Origin of the sequence: Aeromonas piscicola (assembly GCF_000820005.1) — a bacterium.
Taxonomy (GTDB): domain Bacteria; phylum Pseudomonadota; class Gammaproteobacteria; order Enterobacterales; family Aeromonadaceae; genus Aeromonas; species Aeromonas piscicola.
This window is the reverse complement of record NZ_CDBL01000079.1, coordinates 58,300-75,810: the sequence shown is the minus strand read 5'-3', so window position 1 is coordinate 75,810 and position 17,511 is coordinate 58,300. Positions and strand designations below refer to the sequence as shown.

The following is a 17,511-nucleotide window of genomic DNA, read 5'->3' as shown; positions in this document are numbered from 1 at the left end:
AACGGGCCCGCGGGCCCGTTTTTGTTGTCGCTAAATCTCGGTTCAGTAACCGCCGCGGGCATCCTTGACCGCCAACCCCAGCTGCCACACCGCCATGGCGTAGTGGGTGCTGTGGTTGTAGCGGGTGATTGCGTAGAAGTTCGGCAGACCGTACCAGTATTGGTAACCGGTGCCCACATCCAGGCGCAGCAGGCTCGACTCGCTGTGGTTGCCCAGCGGGCTGGTGGGGGTCAGCCCGGCGCGGCGCAGGGAGGCGACGGGGTAGCGGGTCTGGAAGCCGTGCTCATAGCCGGGCAGCTGGCCCTGACCACGCACCGCCACTGGCTGGCCCTTCTCCCAGCCGTGGGCCTTGAAGTAGTTGGCGACGCTGCCGATGGCATCCACCGGATCCCACAAGTTGGTGTGGCCGTTACCGTTGAAGTCCACCGCGTAACGCTGGAAGCTGGAGGGCATGAACTGGCCATAACCCATGGCGCCGGCGTAGGAGCCCTTGGGTTCGGTGGGATCCATCCCCTCATCCCGGGTCATCACCAGGAAAGATTCCAATTCGCTGGTGAAGAACTCGGCGCGGCGCGGGTAGTCAAATGCCAGGGTCGCCAACGCATCCAGGATGCGGGTCTTGCCCATCACCCGGCCCCAGCGGGTCTCCACCCCTATGATGCCAACGATGATCTCCGGCGGCACCCCATACACCTGCTGGGCGCGGTTGAGCTCGCTTTCGTATTCGCGCCAGAAGCTGACGCCATTTTGCACGTTGTCCGGGGTGATGAACTTGGCGCGGTAGCGATTCCAGGCGCCGGTCGGGCCTGTGGGCTTGCTCGGCGTGGGGGCCTGGGCATCCATCAGCCGGATGATCCAGTCATAACGCTGCGCCTGTGCCAGCACACCGTGCAGCTCGGCGCCGTCAAACCCGTGCCTTTGCACCATGCGTTGCACGAACTGATCCACGTTGCTGCGATTGGCAAAATCCCCCTTGCTGACCCCCTGACCATAGACGGGGCGGCTTGGCTGCGTCTGGTTGATGAAGGCGCTGTTGGGCTGGGGTTTGACCACGGGCCTGGCAGCCGGCGTGCTGCTGCAGCCATAGAGCAGGGGAAACAGGGAAAGTGTGAGCACGGAGACAAGGCGACGCATAAGGTTCTCATGAGCCTGAAAAAGAGTGCCGCCATGGTAAAACATTGTCATCCATGCGCAAGTGCTCAGTGCATCGCAGGCGCCTTGTTCATCGCTCCCTGTGCCCTTGCTGCTGCAGGGTGTGATAACCGCTCCAGAGTCGGGTCAGGGTGGTGATGAGGCAGAGCAGGGCAAAGCCGTAGGCGAGTGGTGCAAATTCCGCGGGCCAGAGGCACATCAGCACGAACAGGGCTATGGTCTCGCTCCCCTCGGTGAGGCCGCCCAGATAGTAGAGGGACTTGTGATGGTAGACGGGGTTTTCGATCCCCTGCTTGCCCGCCATGATGGCGAAGGCCAGAAAGCTCGAACCTGTGCCCATGAAGGCGAACAGCAGGGTGGCGGCGGGCAGGGCGTTGACGGGGGCGGCGAGGGCAAACCCCAGCACCACGGCGGCGTAGAAGATGAAATCGAGGGTGATGTCGAGAAAGCCGCCGCAGTCGGTGATCCGGGTTTCCCGTGCTACTGCGCCGTCCAGCCCGTCCAGCAAGCGGTTGAGCAGGATGGCTGCCAGCGCCCACGGATAGCAGCCAAAAGCCAGCAGCGGCAGCGCCAGCATGCCGATGGCAAAGCCGGTGAGGCTTATCTGGTTGGCGCTGATCCCGGCCCGGCACAAGGGTCTGGCCAGCCGGGTGAGGGGGCTGCGGATCAGGGGAATAAGGTGGCGATCAAACAAGGTCGGGGTCCTCGGTTGGCAGACAAAGAGAGGGTGTGAGATCGAGTATGGTGCCGGGGGCATCCTCCTCGTCATGGGTCACCAGGATGGCAGGCATGCCTCTGGTCTTGAGCCGCTCGAACACCAGGGTTCTGAACGCGGCGCGCAGCGGTTTGTCGAGGCGCGAGAAGGGCTCGTCCAGCAGCAGGGCTTGCGGCTCGGCCAGCAGGGCCCGCAGCAGGCTGACTCGCGCCTTCTGGCCGCCGGAGAGTGCCCCCGGCAACTTGTCGGCCTGATCCGCCAGCGCCACCTGAGCCAGTGCGGCCAACGCGGCTGCTCGTCTGGTCGCCAATCCCTTGAGGGTGGCGGGCATGCCGAACATCAGGTTCTCGGCCACCGTCATGTGGGCAAACAGCAGGTCATCCTGAAACAGCATGCCGATGCGCCGCGCCTGGGGAGGCAAGGGGGTGAGCAGCCGCTCGTCGAGTTGTATCTCCCCCTCCAGCCGGATGGGGCCCCTGGGCGGCAAGACCCCGGCCAGCGCCGCCAGCAGCGAGCTCTTGCCGCAACCGCTTGGTCCCATCAGGGTCAGCACCTCGCCCGGCGCCACCTGCAACGCAGGCAGCGACAGCAGCAGGTTTTCATCGAGATAGAGGCGAAGGGGTGTAGTGCTCAGCATCGGCAAGTTCTCGTGTTCAGCGGGCGCCCTTGAGCGCCGGGTTGAGCCTGGCCGGCAGCCAGAGCGCCAGCAGATAGATAAAGAGCGGCAGCAGCAGTTGCAGCAAGCCGTAGAGGCCCGCCAGCCGCCGATTGAGGCCGCTGCCGATGGCCACCGCCTCGGTGGTGATGGTGACCACTCTTCCTGCACCAAACAGCAGGGTCGGCAGATACTGGGCCAAGCTCACAGCTGCCCCCACCGCGAAGGCGAACAGCAGCGGGGGGGCCAGCAGAGGTCCCTTCACCCGCCACCAGACGCGCCAGGGGCCGGCCCCCAGCGTCAGCGCGGCTTGCACCAGGCGCGGGTCGAACTGGCGGTAAGGGCCGTGCAGGCAGAGATAGACGTAGGGGAAGACAAACAGCAGCTGGCTCCAGAGCACCCAGCCCCAGCCAATGTCGCCGCCTAGCCAGTCGAGCCCGAGGCGGACGCCAAACAGCAGGCTTGCCTGGGGCAGCAAGAGCGGCAGACAGATGAGCCAGAGTGGCCAGGGGCGGCGGCCCTGCTGCGCCTCTAGGCTCAGCACCACCATGATCAGTGCAAGCAGCCCGCTCGCCAGTGCCAGCAAGGCGCTGTCAATTAGCAGCGGCATCAGGCCCGGCAGCAGATCTTGCCAATGCTGGCCGCTCCACTGGCTCGGCCACAGGTCGGGGAAGGACCAGCGGCGGGTCAGCGACCAGAGCAGCAGCGCCCCCAGCACCGCCAGATTGACCGCGATCAGGACAAATACGCTGCCGCTGGCCAGGCGGGCGGCCAGCAGACCAGGCTCGGTCCGGCGGCCATCGAGCCAGACGTGCTTGCCGATGCTCGTGTGGCCCCACTCCAGCAGCCGCAAACCGGCGAGCAGCAGCAGGCTGAGGGCGAGCAGCAAGAGGGCCCCGCTGGCGGTGGCGCTACGCCAGACGAGATCCGGATCCTGATACCAGAGCCACAACCTGACCGCCAACGGGGCGGGGGCATCGGGTCCGAGCAGCTGGGCCAGATCCACCACGGCCACCCCGTAGGCGGCCACCGCATAGAGGGGCAGGCGCAGGACGGGCCAGAGGGCCGGCAGCAGCAGGCGCCACCAGATCTGCGGCGCGCTGAACCCCATGCTGGCGCCGAGCCACTGCTGGCGTGCCAGCTTGGCGGGCTCCAGTGCGGCCAGCGCCATCAGCAGCAGAAAGGGGGTTTCCTTCAGGATCAGGGCGAGGATCAGCCCAAGACCCAGCGGATCCTTGATGGTTTGCCAGTCGGGGGGAAACTCAAAGCCAGTGAGCGCAGGCGAGACGAGGCGCAGCAGCCAGCCGGAGGGGGCGAGCAGAAAGGCCAAGCCGATGGCGAAGGCGACGTGGGGCAGCGCCAGCAGGGGAGAGAGCAGGCGCTGCAGCAGCGAGAAGGCCCGGCTCTTTGCCCCCTGCTGGCCGCTGTGCGCCAGCAGCAATGCCGTCAGCAGCAGGCTGCCCAGGGTCGAGGCGGCACCAATCCAGAGGCTCAAGGCAGCCGAGTGCCAGAGTCCGGGCTGGGCCAGCAGCCGTTGAAGGTGCGAGGGGGCCCCCCCTTCGGCCAGCAGCAACCCCAGCCCCCCCAGCAAGGGGGCGGCCAGCAGGGCGGCGCAACTGGCGCCAAACAAAGGGCGCCAGTTGGACGCTAGGTGACCGGCCAGGCTCATCAGTGACCGTAACGCTCGGCCCAGGCCGCTTCGAGCCTGAGCTGCCAGCTGGGGTGGGGCTCAGGCTTAGCCTTGAAGCGCAGCGCAGGCGCCTGTTTGGCCGAGACCGGCAGGGCGCTGGCTTGCAGCACGCTGGGATCGCCCCAGAAGGCGGGCTCGGCCTTGCGGGCCTGGGCCACCGGGCTCAGCAGGAAGTTGGCCACCACCTTGGCGCCGGCCCGGGCCGTGGCGTTGAAGGGGATGGCGAGAAAGTGGCTGTTGGTCAGCGCCCCCTTCTCCATGGCGACCGCTACCACGCTCGGGGGCAGGGTACCGTTTTGCACCGCGCTCTGGGCTTCTTGCGGGTTGAAGCTGATGGCCATGGCGAGCTCGCCATCATCGAGCAACTGGCGGGTCTCGGCGGCGCTGGCGGGGAACAGCTTGCCCTTGCGCCAGAGCGCCGGGTGCAGCTCATCGAGCCAGGCCCAGAGCGGGGTTGTGAGCCGGTCAAAGTCGGCTTCGGTCGCCTCCCGATAGAGGGGGGCGGGATCGGCTGTCAACTCCAGCAGGATCTGCTTGAGGAAGCTGGAACCATGAAACTGGGGCGGCTTGGGATAGGTGAAGCGACCGGGATGTTCCTTGACCCAGGCGAGCAGGGTTGCCGCCGAGGTGGGCGGGGTTGCCACCTGATCTCCATTGACCATGAAGTTGAGCTGGCCTATGCCCCAGGGCGCTTCCAGCCCTTCGACCGGCACAGTGAAGTCCTCACTCACCGGCAGCGTCTTGTCTACCCGTGCCATATTGGGCAGATCACCGGTAAAGGGGGCGCCGAGCAGCCCCTGCTCCTTGAGCGCCTTGAAGTTCTCGCCGTTGACCCAGAGCAGATCGATGGGGCCGCCCGTGTCTTTGCCCGCCTGCTTGTTGGCAAGCAGCTGGCTGACGCTCTGGGCTATGTCATCCACCTTTACCTGCACCAGCTTGACCTGATACTGGCGCTCAAGCTCCTGGCCGGCCCACACCAGATAGGCGTTGATCTCCGGGCTGCCGCCCCAAGCGTTGAAGTAGACTGTCTGCCCCTTCGCCTGGGCCAGGGTCTGCTGCCAGTGGGCATCCTTGGCTTCATTGGCACTGGCATGGGCAAAGAGGGCGCCGCCTGCCAGCAGGGGCAGGGCGCACAACAGGGATTTGAGCAAGGGCAGTGTCTTGAGCATGGGAGTTACCTTGGGCAAAGGATCAGGCGCCGCGGCGCCAGCTATGATAACGGGCCAGCAGGGCCAGCACCCGGGTGGGCTGGTGGGCCCGTTTCCACTCACCGGCCACGTACTTGTTCCCCTCCATCAGGGTGGGATAAGCGTGTATGGTGGCGAGGATCTTGCCAAGCCCCAGCCGGTGGCGCATGGCGAGCACAAATTCGGCGATCCGCTCGCCGGCGTGAGTGCCCACTATGGTGGCACCCAGGATCTGGTCCTTGCCGGGCACGGTCAGCACCTCGATAAAGCCCTGGCGCTCCCCGTCGGCGATGGCGCGATCCAGCTCGGCCAGCGCAAAGCGGGTCGTCTCGAAAGAGATACCCTCGGCTTCGGCCTCCTTGCGGTTGAGGCCGACCCGGGCAATTTCCGGCGTGGTGTAGGTGGTCGCCGGGATCACCCTGTAATCCGCCTTGAAACGCTTGAACTGGCCGAACAGGGCATTGACGGCGGCATACCAGGCCTGATGGGCGGCAAAATGGGTGAACTGGTAGGGGCCGGCCACGTCCCCCACCGCCAAAATGCTGGGGAAGTTGGTGGCGAGAAAGCCATCGACGGCAACCGTGCCACGGGGCGCCAGTTCCACCCCCAGCTCTTCGAGCCCGAAGCCGCTCACATTGGCAACGCGGCCCAGCGCCAGCAGCAGTTGATCCCCCTCTATTACCTGCACTTCATCGCCTCGGCGCAGTTGCAGCCGAATGGGCAGGGTGCTTTGCGTTTCCGCTGATTGCGGCTGCGGGTCCGATGCCTGCCCCCCCTCTGGCAGATAGTCGACCCGCTCGGCGCGCCAGCCGGTGAGCAGGGTGACACCGTCACGGGTCAGCTGGGATTGCAGCGCATCGGCCACCTCCCGCTCTTCGCGCGGCAGCAGCTGATCGGCCAGCTCCACCAGCGTGACCGGGGTGCCGAGCAGGGCGAAGCTCTGGGCCAGCTCGCAGCCGATGGGGCCACCGCCAAGTACCAGCAGGCGGCGCGGCGGGGTGCGCAGCTGCCAGAGACTGTCCGAGGTGAGATAAGGCACGTCGGCCAATCCTGGCAGATCCGGCACCCAGGGTCTGGCGCCGGTGGCGAGTACGATATGGCGGCTGGCAAGGCGCCGGCCGTTCACTTCCAGCTCCCAGGGGGAGACCAGCCGCGCCTCGCCTTCAATACACTCCACCCCCAGGCCCTGATAGCGTTCCACCGAGTCGTGGGGCTCGACCTCCTTGATGATCGCGGCCACCCGCTCCATCACAGCAGCAAAGTCGGCGCGGGATTGGCTTGGGCTAAAGCCCAGCTCGTCCGCCCTGCGCTGCTCGGCGGCAAAGCGGGCGCTGCGGATCAGCGCCTTGGAGGGGACGCAGCCTCTGTTGAGGCAATCGCCCCCCATCTTGTGCTTCTCGATGAGCGCCACCTTGGCTTTTACCGCGGCAGCGATATAGCTGGTGACCAGCCCACCGGCGCCGGCCCCGATCACCAGCAGGTTGTAGTCATAACGGGCAGGTTTACGATAGGGGGCATGGAGGCGGCGCAGGGCAAGTTGTTGCATGGCGCGCCTGATCAAGAAGGGCATCAGCCCCAGCAGGGTCAGCGCTACCATCAGGCCGGGGGAGAGAATGTTGCCCGTGCTGGTGAGGGTCGCCAGCTCGCTGCCCGCCAGCACGTAGACGAAGGTGCCGGGCAGCATGCCGAGCTGGCTCACCCAGTAGTAGGTACTGACTCTGATGGGAGTGAGCCCCATCAGCAGGTTGACCAGAAAGAAGGGGAAGAGGGGGATGAGGCGCAGACTCAGCAGGTAGAAGGTGCCGTCCTTCTCCATCCCGGCCTGGAAGGTGGCCAGCTTGTCGCCAAAGCGGGCCCTGACCCAGTCGCGCAGCAGGAAGCGGGCGCTGAGAAAGGCCAGGGTCGCGCCCAGGGTGCTGGCAAAGGAGACCAGCAGCAGCCCCCAGCCGATGCCGAATACCGCGCTGCCGCCCAGGGTGAGCAGGCTGGCGCCGGGCAGGGAGAGAGCCGTGCTCAGCACGTAGATGGCGACAAACAGCAGGGCGGCGGCGACAAAATGGGTGTCGACCCATTGCGCCAGTGCCGCCTGCTGGGCCTGCAAGGCGCCCAGACTGAGGTAACGGCCAAGATCGAGGGCGAAGAAGGTGCCGATGAGGCACCCCATCACCAGCAGGAGCAGCAGGCGGGCCCGTGTCATCAGGCGTCCTTGCCGGGTTGCTGATCGGGTGGCGCGGCCGGGCGCTCGGGTTGCACCGGCAGCTGGCAAAAGCCCTGGGGGGCGATGTCGAGGGCCGCATTGAACTTGGCCGACATGTTCTGGAAGGCGATGAGGCCGGTCAGCTCCACCATGGCATCGTCGTCGAACCAGGGCTTGAGGCGCGCAGCCTGCGCGTCGCTCACCCCATCCAGCCCTGTCATGGCTTCCGTGTAGTCGAGCACCGCCTTCTCCCGCTCGTCGAACAGGGGGCTGCTGCGCCAGCTGGCCAGCGCCTCTACCTTGGCGCTGGAGCCGGCCCGCTTGATGAGGGTCATGGCGTTGATGTCAACGCAGAAGCGGCACCAGTTGAGCTGGGAGACCCGCACCGTCACCAGGGATCGCAGCACGGGATCGATGGGCGAGCGCTTGCGGTTGATGACGCCGTAGAGGGTGGCGACGGCGGCGAACAGCCGGGGCGAACGGCCCCAGCACTTGCCCGGGATCAGCACCTGACCGTAGTTGCGTTTCTGCAGCCAGAAAAAGGGGCGGATAAACCAGGCATATTCCCGATCGGGCTTGACCTCGACGCGCATTGATTACCTTCTATTGCTTCAAATTGGGTTTGTAGGCCTGACCGAGTCGCTCGTTGAGTCGGATCAGAAAGTCCTCGATCCGCGCCCGGTTGGTACCCAGATCGCTGCGCCCTTGGCGGGAGGCCGATCGCATGTCGATGCGGGTCTCTTTCGGGCCGGCAAAGACTCGCAGCGCCACGTCATCCTGAAAACCGAACCAGCTGGTGGTGGCCACCGCATCGAGACCATCCTGGCTCGGACGCACCTGCCAGCCCAACTCTTCCATCAGCTCGTTCGCCTCGGTGATCACCTCGATCGGGGAGGCACTGGTATAGAGAGGACCGGGTTTGCTCTCAAATGCTTTCAAGGGGGCCGCATTGATGGGCAGATCCTGCACCGTTCTCAGCTCGGCAGCCCAGCGCAGGGGCGGCGGGTTATAGGGGTCCGTGCTGACATCGTTGAGCGGTGGCATGCGCAGTGCCTGCACCAGCAACAGCAGGGGCAGCAGCAGCGGGGTTATCCCCCACAGGCTCGGGACCTTGCGCCGGCTCCAGGGCAGGCGGACCAGCAATAGGAGCGATATCAGCGCACCGAGCAGACAGATGGCGAACCCCAGCCACCAGGGCCAGAGGTGAAGGCGGCTGCCGAGGGCGCCAGCGAGGGGCAGCAACCAGGCCAGCAGGGGCCACCACAAATAACTGGGCATAACGGGGATCCACTGGTTATGATGGACAAGTGCCCAGAAGGATAAACTTAATTGACTGATAACGTTAGTAAATTTATCTCAATCCTGCTGATTTCCCCAAGCGCTTCGCTGTGGGCAGATACAGCAATGCTGGCGGCGGGGGACATGTGGCGCGCCGAGATCGTCTATGAGGCCGTGCCCGGGGTGACGCGGGTCGAACCCGGCTATGTCATCCCCTTGCCCGAGGAAACCACGCCTGCACAGGGGGCGGCGCGCCGCCAGGCGGTGCGCATCGATTACGATCCGGCCCTGGTGGGTTATGGTGATCTGCTCAATGTCTTCTGGCAGCTGGTGGATGGGCACGATGGTGGCGGGCAATATTGCAATCGCGGTCAGGAATTTGTCCCGGCTCTGCTGCCCAGGGATGACTATCAGTGGCGTCTGGCCCAGGTGAGCCTGACGCGCTGGCAGGCGCTGCATGGCCGCGTGAGCCGGGTATCGCTCTGGCAGGATAGCCGCTTCACGCCGGCACCCGAGATGGAGGACTGGGCGGCGCGCCATCCCTGGCGCTTTGGCTTCTATGCCCGCCGTTGCGGCGGCTGGCCCCTGGTATTGACACCCGAGCCCTGAGCCATCAGTTGCGGTAGAGCACCTTGATGAGGTGAAAGCCGAACTTGGTGCGCACCGGGCCGAGCACTGTCAGCAGTTCGCCCTTGAACACGGCATCGTCAAACGGCTTGACCATGTCGCCCTTCGAAAACTCCCCCAGATCCCCCGAACGTTTGGACGAGGCACAGGTGGAAAAACGCTTGGCCATCTGACCAAAGTCGGCCCCCTTGGCAAGTTTCTCCTTGATCTCCAGACACTGCTTCTCTGTCTTGACCAGGATGTGCTGGGCACAGGCTTTCTTCATGTTGGCGCTCCTCGGCGGCGGGCAAATCGGGGCGCAAGATTACTCCAATTCCCGCCGCGCGTCAGCCGCCATGCAGGGATTAACTGCGGGCGCGTGCGCCGAGGCGGGCTCTTGGACGCGATTGCCACAGGATCTCCAGCCCCAGCAGGGCATGCAGGCTCCAGATGGCCAAGGGGTTGAGCCAGTCGCCCCCCAGTTGCAGGGTGGCCAGGGCGCAGCCCGCCAGCAAGAGAGTGATGCCCGGCAGGCGCCAGTGCGCCGGCAATGGCGCCAGCATGGCCATGCCTAGCAGGATGGCGAGCCCGAATGGCAAATTGAGGGCGGTAAAGGCCAGTGCCTGCTGGCCGTTCATGCCAGTCAGCAGGGCCAGCAGGGCGCTGCAACAGGCGAGAAAGGTGATGAACTCGAGTCGGTCGGCAATGTAGTCAGCCATCTGTTCGCTGCGTGCATGCATGATGTGTCTCCTTCGGTTGAGAGCATCAGGTGCGACGGGCCCCTGGACTCATGACGCCGGTGCGGGCGATGCGTTTTCTTCGGTAGATGAACCCAGTGTGGGCGAGACGAGCCGCGGGGGGCAGCGGGATAAATCGATTGAGGCGAACGAGGCTTTGATTGTTCAGATTCAACCAGTTGATTTTTATCATCTAAATAAGCTTTGGATCGAAGAGGAAGGCAGGGACTCAGGGGCAGGTAGCGGGCCGGCGTCGTCATCTTGACCAGTTGCCGACAGTTGATGTCGCGTCGGCGAGAGGGCGTTGGCGCAAGGGGGGAGGCGAGACGGACAGCCGTTTGTGATGCCTGTCATGGCCTGATGGCTGAGGAATGGCCCTTTTTTACCCACAATGGCATAAGTCTGTGGGGCAGGCGGGAGGAAAGTGAGCAAGCCGAGCGGCAAAGGCTTCAATAATATGGTGAATTTCGATGCCGCTCCGCTCTGATGTTGCGCCGGGGATATGCTAGGATGAGGCGCGCTTGCCATCGAGTGAGCCTCATATTCATTCTAAATATTGCATTATTTTAATCATGTTCTTCGGGGAAATTGACGTTTGACAGGATGCAATCCGCCCCTGCCTGCAGGGATCTCATCGCCCGGACGGGTTTTCCGTCGTGGGCTCCGCGCGCTGGGCCTGAGCCTCTGTCTGCTGCTGTTTGTCACGCCGGTCATGGCGGCCAAACTCACCTATCAGATCAAGGGGCTGAGAGGGGAGACCAAGGATAACGTCGAAGCCTACCTCAATGCGCTGCCTGTCTATCAGGAGCGCCAATACCGCCCGGCCCGCGCCAAGATCACCGAGAGCGTGCAAAAAGCCCTGCAGGTCTATGGCTACTATCAGCCCAAAATCACCCTGAGCCGCGACAAAAAAGCCCCCACCAGGGTGGTGATCGAGGTGGACGCGGGCAAGCCCGTCATCATCTCCCGCCTCGACATACTGCTGGAAGGGGACGCGGGCAGCGACGAGATCTACAGCGAGTTGCTGGACAAGCTGCCTCTGAAGGAAGGGGATCCCCTCAACCACGGCAAATACGAATCCATCAAGGCGGATCTCGGCAACCTGGGGCTGGCTCGCGGCTACTTCGACGCCAAGATCAGCAAGAGCCAGGTCAAAGTGTTCCCTGATCAGGGCACGGCCGAGATCTACATACTGTTTCGCTCTGGCCCCCGCTATCACTTTGGCGAGATCCACTACGACGCTACGCCCGAGGCGCTGCGCCTCATTCGGCCGCTCATCAACATCAAGAGCGGCGACCCCTATCTGGCGATCCGGTTGGCCGAGATGTCGCAGGATGTCTCCTCCACCAAGCTGTTCAAGCAGGTGGATATCAAGCCCATGATCAGCCAGGCCGAGGGCAACCGTGTGCCGGTGCAGGTGACCCTCTCCAACCGGGTCGACCACGAGATAGAGACGGGTATCGGCTATGCCACCGATGTGGGGCCGCGCATGAGCGCCACCTGGGAGAAGCCCTGGGTCAACCGTTATGGCCATCGCCTCAACGCTACCGCCAAGGTTTCACAGCCCGAGGCCGAGCTGAGCTTCGATTACCAGATCCCGGTGGGCAACCCGCTGCGGGATTACTACTCGCTGCAGGCGGGTTATCAATACAAGGACAACAACGATACCCGCTCCGACCTGACCACCGTCAGCGTGCACCGCTGGAAGCGGCGGCCGGAGAGCTGGGACAGAGACGTCTTTATCCGGCTCGAGAACGAGATCTATACCCAGGGTGCCGACGAGGGGAACAGCTTGCTGTTGATCCCCGGTGTCTCCTGGTCGCGGCTGCGGGTGCGTGGCGGTCTGGTGCCTGACTGGGGCGATCGCCAGCAGCTGACCCTGGAGTTTTCCGATCCCTACTGGGGTTCCGACATCAGCTTCGTGCGGGTGTGGGGGCGCAGCAAGTGGCTGCGCACCCTGGGCGATGATCACCGCTTCCTGCTACGGGCCGAGCAGGGCGCCATCATAGGGGACAGCTTCTCGCTGGTGCCGCCGTCACTGCGCTTCTTCACCGGCGGTGACCAGACGGTGCGTGGCTATGGCTACGAGACCATATCGCCGCGCGGCAGCGACGGCAAGCTGCTGGGGGGCCGTTACGTGAGCGTCGCCAGTGCCGAATACAACTACCGCTTCAGCGACAAATGGCTCGGCGCCCTGTTCGTGGATGGAGGGACGGCTACAGTCGATTACAGCGAGGCCTGGAAGATAGGCACGGGTGTTGGCGTGCGCTGGGTCACCCCCATAGGTCAGGTCAGGCTCGATCTGGCGGTGGGCATTTCCGAGGAAGACAAGCCGCTGCGGCTCCATTTCGCGCTGGGGCCTGAATTATGATCCGGTTTGAACCCACTCATTCTCTCTGTTCTCTTTCCTGGCCGCTGCGGCTGCATGTTTCGCGGGGGTCTGCGCTGTGATCTGGGTAAAACGCATTTTTCTCTGGCTGATGGGGCTCGTCTTCCTGCTGCTCATCGGCGTCAGCCTGCTGGGTTTCACCCATCAGGGCAACAAGTGGCTGTGGCTGCAGGCCAGGGCGGCGCTGCCCTCCCTCAAGGGGGAGCTGGTGGCGGGCCAGCTCGGTTATGGCTGGACCCTGGAAGGGGTCGGCTGGCAGGACGAGCTGGTGGATGTCACTGTCGATCGCGCCGTGCTGGACTGGGATCTGGGCAAGTTGTTGCAGGGCAAGCTCTGGATCAAATCCCTTAACGTCACCCACCCCGTGGTCAAGGTCGCCGAGTCCGAGCCTGTGCCGGAAGAGCCGTCAGAGCCCTTCGTCTGGCATCCGCTGCCCCTCAGGATCCAGGTCGACAGCCTCAAGGTGGCGGATCTCGATCTGGCGGTGCCCGGCGTGGATGTGACGCTCAAGTCCCTCGACATAGGCGCCACCCTCAGTCGCAAGGGGCTCATAGTGCGCGGGCCCGTGCTGGACGGTCTGAACGTCACTCTGGCCGAGACGCCGGCTGCCGATGCCGCCAAACCGGCTGCCGGCAAGGCAACCACCAAAGACAAGGCTGCGGCCAAGTCGCCTGTCACCGCCAAGGCGAAGCCGGCGGATGAGAGCAAGGCGCAGAAGGCAATCAAGGCGGCGCCCATCGAGCTGCCCGCCATCCGGCTGCCTTTCCCCATCCAGCTGGAAGGATTGCAGGCCACGGCGTTTCGCTATCAACAAGGGGCGCTGATCGAAGGGCTCGACACCCTGCTGCTGTCGGCCAGTGCCAAAGAGGAGCGCATCGAGGTGCGCGAGCTCTCCCTGCGCCATGCCATGGCGGATCTGGCGCTCAAGGGCCATGTTCGGCTGACCGAGGACTATCCGCTCGAGTTGACCCTGGATGCCAAGGCCCGCAAGGGGCTGCTCGATGGCGAACTCAAAGGGCAGCAGGCTACCCTGACCCTGGGTGGTTCGGTAGGCAAGCTGGCGCTGGCGCTGCAAGCCAAGGGGCCTGTGGCCGCCAACCTCAAGGGGTCATTGGCCGCCCTCAACCCTGACTTGCCGTTTGACCTGGGGCTGGAGTGGAAGCGCCTCGGCTGGCCGCTGCACCAGCCAACCAAGGATGAGCCCAGCTATCAGCTGGACAAGGGCAGCCTGACCGCCAAGGGCAAGCTCTCCGGCTATCAGTTTGCCTTGAATACCGCCGGCAAGGGCACGGACGTGCCCCCCTTCAAGCTGGCGTTGACGGGCAAGGGGGATCTGGCACAACTGAACCAGATAAACCTGCTGCTCAACGCCCTGAAAGGGGAGCTCAAGCTCGATGGCAAGCTGGCCTGGAACCAGGGAGTGCGCTGGCAGGGCACCACAGAATTCAAGGGGATCAATCCGGCCGAGCTGGTGCCCGAGCTCAAGGGTTCCCTGGCGGGCAAGATTGCCAGCCGTTTCGAACTCGATGAAGCCGGCCATTGGCAACTGCAACTGCCCGAGCTGAAGGTGGATGGCAAGCTCAACCAGTATCCGCTGGCCATCAAGGGCAGCGCGAGCGGCAATGACAAGATGGAGTGGACCATCCCCGCGCTGGCGCTGCAAAGCGGCCCCAACCAGCTGCAGGCCAAGGGCAGCCTCAGTCAGCAGGCCTGGAAGCTGGATGCGGATATCGATGCCCCCAACCTGGCCGGGCTCTACCCCGGCCTGAAGGGAGACATCAAGGGGCAGGTGCGCCTCACCGGCAATCAGCAGGCGCCCAGGGTCACCACTGAACTGGCCGCCAGCCGGCTCTACTATGCGGGCACGGATCTGAAAGGGATCGCCATCAAGGGCAATGCCCTGGTCGGCGACAAGCCGGCCGGCGAGCTGGCGCTGACGGTGGCGAGCCTGGCACAGGGGGCCAACGCGCTCAGCCAGCTGGCCCTGAACCTGAACGGTGACCTCAATCAGCATGTCTTGTCGCTGACCATGAAGGGCGATCCTGTGGCGGCCAACCTCAACCTGAGCGGTGGCCTGCGCGGGGATCGCTGGCGCGGCGCCTTGTCGGAACTCAAGCTGAAGACGCCGCTGCGCCGTTGGGAGCTGACCGCCCCCTGGGCGCTCGACCTCGATCTGCCGCGCCAGCGGCTGACCATGGGGGATCTCTGCCTGGGATCCCAGGGGGCAAGCCTCTGCATCAAGGGCAGCCAGGTGTCGGCCCAGCAGGGCAGCCTCGAATTTGCCCTGAGCGGCTTCGATCTCAAGCGCCTGCGCCCCTGGCTGCCGGAGAACTTCCGCTGGCTGGCGGTGCTCTCCGCCGATGGCCGGGCCAGCTGGCGAGGCAACCAGCCGACCCTGCACGCCACAGTGCGTACCACGCCGGGCACCCTGGTCGCCGATGAGCTCAAGACCGACTACCAGCGCCTCGAGCTTGGGGTCGATTTCGAGCGCCAGCAGGCGGCGATCCGGCTCGATTTCGTCTCCAAACAGATAGGCACTATCGATACCGATCTGCTGATCAAGGATCCGTCCGGCCGTGGCCAGCTGTCGGGTCAGCTCAAGTTTTACGACCTCAAGCTGACCACCTTCGCCCCGCTCATCCCCGAGGTGCGCTCCCTGCAGGGGATCATCTCCGCCGATGCCCGCTTCGATGGCACCCTGGCCGCCCCCTTGCTGTTTGGCCAGCTCAACTTGCTGGATGGGGAGGTGCAGACCCATTCCGACATGGTGACCCTCTCCAAGCTGGTGACCCGGCTCAAGATCGAAGGCAACCGGGCCGAGCTCGACGGTACCATGCTGGTGGGCAAGGGCCCGCTGGCGCTGGGGGGCTGGCTGAGCTGGGCCAGGATGCCGGTCAGCGGCAGCCTCACCATTCAGGGCAAGGAGCTGGAGGCCCAGTATCCTGGCATGGGACGAGTGCGGGTCTCCCCCGACATCGCCATCTCGCTGGGAGAGGAGACCCTGATCACGGGTCAGGTCGACATTCCCTGGGCGCGGATCCTGGTCAAGAGCCTGCCCGAGAGTGCGGTGGCCGTCTCCGACGACGTGACTGTGGTCTATGACGATCTGCCGCCACTGCCGAAGACTGCGCCGTTGCCGATGGCGATCAAGCTGGCGATCCGGCTCGGCGATGACGTGCGGCTGGAGGCCATGGGCCTCAAGACCAAGGTGGGGGGGGGCATCAACATCCGCCAGGAGCCGTCCCGGCCGCTGGCGGGCAACGGCCAGCTGGTGCTCAACGATGGCCGCTTCAAGGCCTATGGCCAGAACCTCATCATCAAGGATGGTCGGATCCTCTTCTCCGGCCCCCTCGATCAGCCCTTCCTCAACATAGAGGCGTATCGGGATCCCGATACCATAGAGGACAAGGTGACGGTCGGGGTGCGGGTGACGGGGCCGGCGAGCAAGCCCAAGATCACCGTCTACTCGGAGCCGCAGATGGCCCAGTCCGAGCAGCTCTCCTATCTGCTGCGCGGCAAGGGGCTGCAGACCAGTGGCGAGGATGGCGGCTTCAACGGTTTGCTGGTGGCCGGTGCTGTCAGCCAGGCCAACGGCGTTGTCTCCAGCCTGGGGGAATCCCTTGGCATGAGCGATGTGGCCCTCGATACCGCCGGCAGCGGTGACAATACCCAGGTGACCCTGTCGGCCTATCTGCTGCCCGGCTTGCAGTTCCAGTACGGGGTCGGGGTGTTCAGCCCCATCGCTGAGTTCAAGCTGCGCTACGAGCTGATGCCCAGACTCTACCTGCAGGCCATGAGCGGGGTGGCCCAGGCGGTGGACATCTTCTATCGCTTCACCCTGTAGGGCAGCTGAATGCAAAACGGGAGGCCCAGGCCTCCCGTTTTTTATGTGCGTTGTTGCATGCGGCCCAGGCCGGTCGCGGCTGGCCAGAAATGCGAAAACCCGGCGCAGGCCGGGTTTTCTGAAGGGTGGTGGAGGGAGAAGGATTCGAACCTTCGAAGGCAGAGCCGTCAGATTTACAGTCTGATCCCTTTGGCCGCTCGGGAACCCCTCCACGGGGTATTACCAATTTTTATCCACGACTCGCGCCGCGATTGCACTTGAAATGGTGGAGGGAGAAGGATTCGAACCTTCGAAGGCAGAGCCGTCAGATTTACAGTCTGATCCCTTTGACCGCTCGGGAACCCCTCCACAAGTGCGAGGCGCATACTAACAGATCTTCCGCTGTTGTGAACCCCTTGGCGGGATTTTTCCTGCTCACAGGATCCGATTTGCGGCCGATAAGCGATGAAACCACCATTTCCAAGAGTTATCTCATGCTACCCAGCGCAATACGTGATCAGCTGTTGGTTGACGAGGCCCAACTGGGGCAACGTCTCAACCGGGATCTCCAGCACGGCGACAGGGCTGACTTTCGTCTGCACCTGGCCCTGCTGACCGACGCTGTGGAGGAGCAGCCCTGGTTCGATCCGGCGGCCGTGTCCAGACCTGAGCCCCAGGACTGGCGCGGCCGTTTTGAGCTATCGGCGGTGGCCCCCCTGCAAGGGGGGGAGGACGATGGGGAGGGCGTGCGACTCAACGAACGGTTGCAGCAGGGAGGCTCCATGGTGGATGTGAGGCTCTGGCTGGCACTGCGCTCGCCGCCCTTGCTCGGCCCGCAGCCGGCGCTGGATCCCGCCGTGTATGACAACCTCTCGCCCCTGGGTCGCGAGCGTTGGCAACGCAAGCTGGCGGATCAACCAAGGTGTGACGATCCGCTGCTCATGCTGCCAATACTGGATGCGCTGCAACAGGGGGTGGATGCCCGCCTGCACTGGTTAAGCTGAGACGGGGCAAGGAGGGGGTCATCGACTCGCGGCAGCGTCAGGATGCAAAAAGGCGGGAAGATCCCGCCTTGGTACTTG

14 protein-coding genes and 2 tRNA genes are annotated in these 17,511 nt (G+C 64.4%); 4 read left to right on the top strand and 12 right to left on the bottom strand.

Features of this window, described 5'->3' with window-relative positions; all coding sequences use genetic code 11:
* Positions 1-42: 42 nt before the first annotated feature.
* The 8 genes from mltB to BN1128_RS21015 form a co-directional block, all read right to left on the bottom strand.
* Positions 43-1,134, bottom strand: a complete 1,092-nt coding sequence (mltB, locus tag BN1128_RS21050) for a lytic murein transglycosylase B (RefSeq protein ID WP_042872469.1) — start codon at positions 1,132-1,134, stop codon at positions 43-45.
* Between the two features lie 88 nt (positions 1,135-1,222).
* On the bottom strand, positions 1,223-1,846 hold the full coding sequence (locus tag BN1128_RS21045) for a CDP-alcohol phosphatidyltransferase family protein (protein WP_042872466.1): 624 nt from the start codon (positions 1,844-1,846) through the stop codon (positions 1,223-1,225).
* On the bottom strand, positions 1,839-2,504 hold the full coding sequence (locus BN1128_RS21040; protein WP_042872464.1) for an ATP-binding cassette domain-containing protein: 666 nt from the start codon (positions 2,502-2,504) through the stop codon (positions 1,839-1,841). Before BN1128_RS21040 ends, BN1128_RS21045 begins: the two co-directional genes overlap by 8 nt.
* Before the next feature lie 16 nt (positions 2,505-2,520).
* On the bottom strand, positions 2,521-4,191 hold the full coding sequence (locus BN1128_RS21035; RefSeq protein ID WP_042872463.1) for an ABC transporter permease family protein: 1,671 nt from the start codon (positions 4,189-4,191) through the stop codon (positions 2,521-2,523).
* Complete coding sequence (locus tag BN1128_RS21030) at positions 4,191-5,381, bottom strand: ABC transporter substrate-binding protein (RefSeq protein WP_042872460.1); 1,191 nt, start codon at positions 5,379-5,381, stop codon at positions 4,191-4,193. The genes BN1128_RS21035 and BN1128_RS21030 overlap by 1 nt, the downstream gene beginning before the upstream one ends.
* A 22-nt stretch (positions 5,382-5,403) precedes the next feature.
* Entirely contained in the window at positions 5,404-7,596 is a 2,193-nt protein-coding gene (locus BN1128_RS21025) for an FAD-dependent oxidoreductase (protein ID WP_042872459.1), read from the bottom strand.
* Positions 7,596-8,189, bottom strand: coding sequence for a carboxymuconolactone decarboxylase family protein (locus BN1128_RS21020; protein ID WP_042872457.1), 594 nt, complete (start codon positions 8,187-8,189; stop codon positions 7,596-7,598). Before BN1128_RS21020 ends, BN1128_RS21025 begins: the two co-directional genes overlap by 1 nt.
* Positions 8,190-8,199: 10 nt before the next feature.
* Positions 8,200-8,874 carry a DUF1499 domain-containing protein gene (locus BN1128_RS21015; protein WP_042872455.1) on the bottom strand — a complete coding sequence of 225 codons (675 nt, stop codon included), beginning with the start codon at positions 8,872-8,874 and terminating at the stop codon, positions 8,200-8,202.
* Positions 8,875-8,925: 51 nt separating this feature from the next.
* Between BN1128_RS21015 and BN1128_RS21010 the strand changes: the two genes are divergently transcribed.
* Positions 8,926-9,483, top strand: coding sequence for a peptide-methionine (S)-S-oxide reductase (locus BN1128_RS21010; RefSeq protein ID WP_042872454.1), 558 nt, complete (start codon positions 8,926-8,928; stop codon positions 9,481-9,483).
* Between the two features lie 4 nt (positions 9,484-9,487).
* Here the strand turns inward: BN1128_RS21010 and BN1128_RS21005 are convergent, their stop codons facing one another.
* The gene (locus BN1128_RS21005) at positions 9,488-9,766 is read right to left on the bottom strand and encodes a peptidylprolyl isomerase (RefSeq protein ID WP_005309750.1); all 279 of its coding nucleotides are present in this window, start codon (positions 9,764-9,766) and stop codon (positions 9,488-9,490) included.
* A 79-nt stretch (positions 9,767-9,845) separates the two neighbouring features.
* Positions 9,846-10,220, bottom strand: coding sequence for a hypothetical protein (locus BN1128_RS21000; protein WP_042872451.1), 375 nt, complete (start codon positions 10,218-10,220; stop codon positions 9,846-9,848).
* A 592-nt stretch (positions 10,221-10,812) separates the two neighbouring features.
* Here BN1128_RS21000 and tamA point away from each other — a divergent pair.
* The gene (gene tamA, locus BN1128_RS20995; RefSeq protein WP_042872449.1) at positions 10,813-12,588 is read left to right on the top strand and encodes an autotransporter assembly complex protein TamA; all 1,776 of its coding nucleotides are present in this window, start codon (positions 10,813-10,815) and stop codon (positions 12,586-12,588) included.
* 76 nt (positions 12,589-12,664) lie between these two features.
* The gene (gene tamB / locus BN1128_RS20990) at positions 12,665-16,450 is read left to right on the top strand and encodes an autotransporter assembly complex protein TamB (RefSeq protein ID WP_042872447.1); all 3,786 of its coding nucleotides are present in this window, start codon (positions 12,665-12,667) and stop codon (positions 16,448-16,450) included.
* Between the two features lie 126 nt (positions 16,451-16,576).
* Here the strand turns inward: tamB and BN1128_RS20985 are convergent.
* Together BN1128_RS20985 and BN1128_RS20980 are read right to left on the bottom strand one after the other, a co-directional pair.
* Positions 16,577-16,661: transfer RNA gene (locus tag BN1128_RS20985), tRNA-Tyr, on the bottom strand.
* A 52-nt stretch (positions 16,662-16,713) separates the two neighbouring features.
* A tRNA-Tyr gene (locus tag BN1128_RS20980) sits at positions 16,714-16,798 on the bottom strand.
* Between the two features lie 125 nt (positions 16,799-16,923).
* On the opposite strand from BN1128_RS20980, the gene BN1128_RS20975 reads away from it, so the two are divergent.
* Positions 16,924-17,433, top strand: coding sequence for a VC2046/SO_2500 family protein (locus BN1128_RS20975; protein WP_042872576.1), 510 nt, complete (start codon positions 16,924-16,926; stop codon positions 17,431-17,433).
* Positions 17,434-17,511 lie beyond the last annotated feature (78 nt).

Excerpts from the sequence above, each read along its gene's own strand:
- mltB (WP_042872469.1), bottom strand. The coding sequence starts at position 1,134 with ATGCGTCGCCTTGTCTCCGTGCTCACACTTTCCCTGTTTCCCCTGCTC.
- BN1128_RS21040 (WP_042872464.1), bottom strand. The coding sequence starts at position 2,504 with ATGCTGAGCACTACACCCCTTCGCCTCTATCTCGATGAAAACCTGCTG.
- BN1128_RS21035 (WP_042872463.1), bottom strand. The coding sequence starts at position 4,191 with ATGAGCCTGGCCGGTCACCTAGCGTCCAACTGGCGCCCTTTGTTTGGC.
- BN1128_RS21030 (WP_042872460.1), bottom strand. The coding sequence starts at position 5,381 with ATGCTCAAGACACTGCCCTTGCTCAAATCCCTGTTGTGCGCCCTGCCC.
- BN1128_RS21025 (WP_042872459.1), bottom strand. The coding sequence starts at position 7,596 with ATGACACGGGCCCGCCTGCTGCTCCTGCTGGTGATGGGGTGCCTCATC.
- BN1128_RS21020 (WP_042872457.1), bottom strand. The coding sequence starts at position 8,189 with ATGCGCGTCGAGGTCAAGCCCGATCGGGAATATGCCTGGTTTATCCGC.
- BN1128_RS21015 (WP_042872455.1), bottom strand. The coding sequence starts at position 8,874 with ATGCCCAGTTATTTGTGGTGGCCCCTGCTGGCCTGGTTGCTGCCCCTC.
- BN1128_RS21005 (WP_005309750.1), bottom strand. The coding sequence starts at position 9,766 with ATGAAGAAAGCCTGTGCCCAGCACATCCTGGTCAAGACAGAGAAGCAG.
- BN1128_RS21000 (WP_042872451.1), bottom strand. The coding sequence starts at position 10,220 with ATGCATGCACGCAGCGAACAGATGGCTGACTACATTGCCGACCGACTC.
- BN1128_RS20975 (WP_042872576.1), top strand. The coding sequence starts at position 16,924 with ATGCTACCCAGCGCAATACGTGATCAGCTGTTGGTTGACGAGGCCCAA.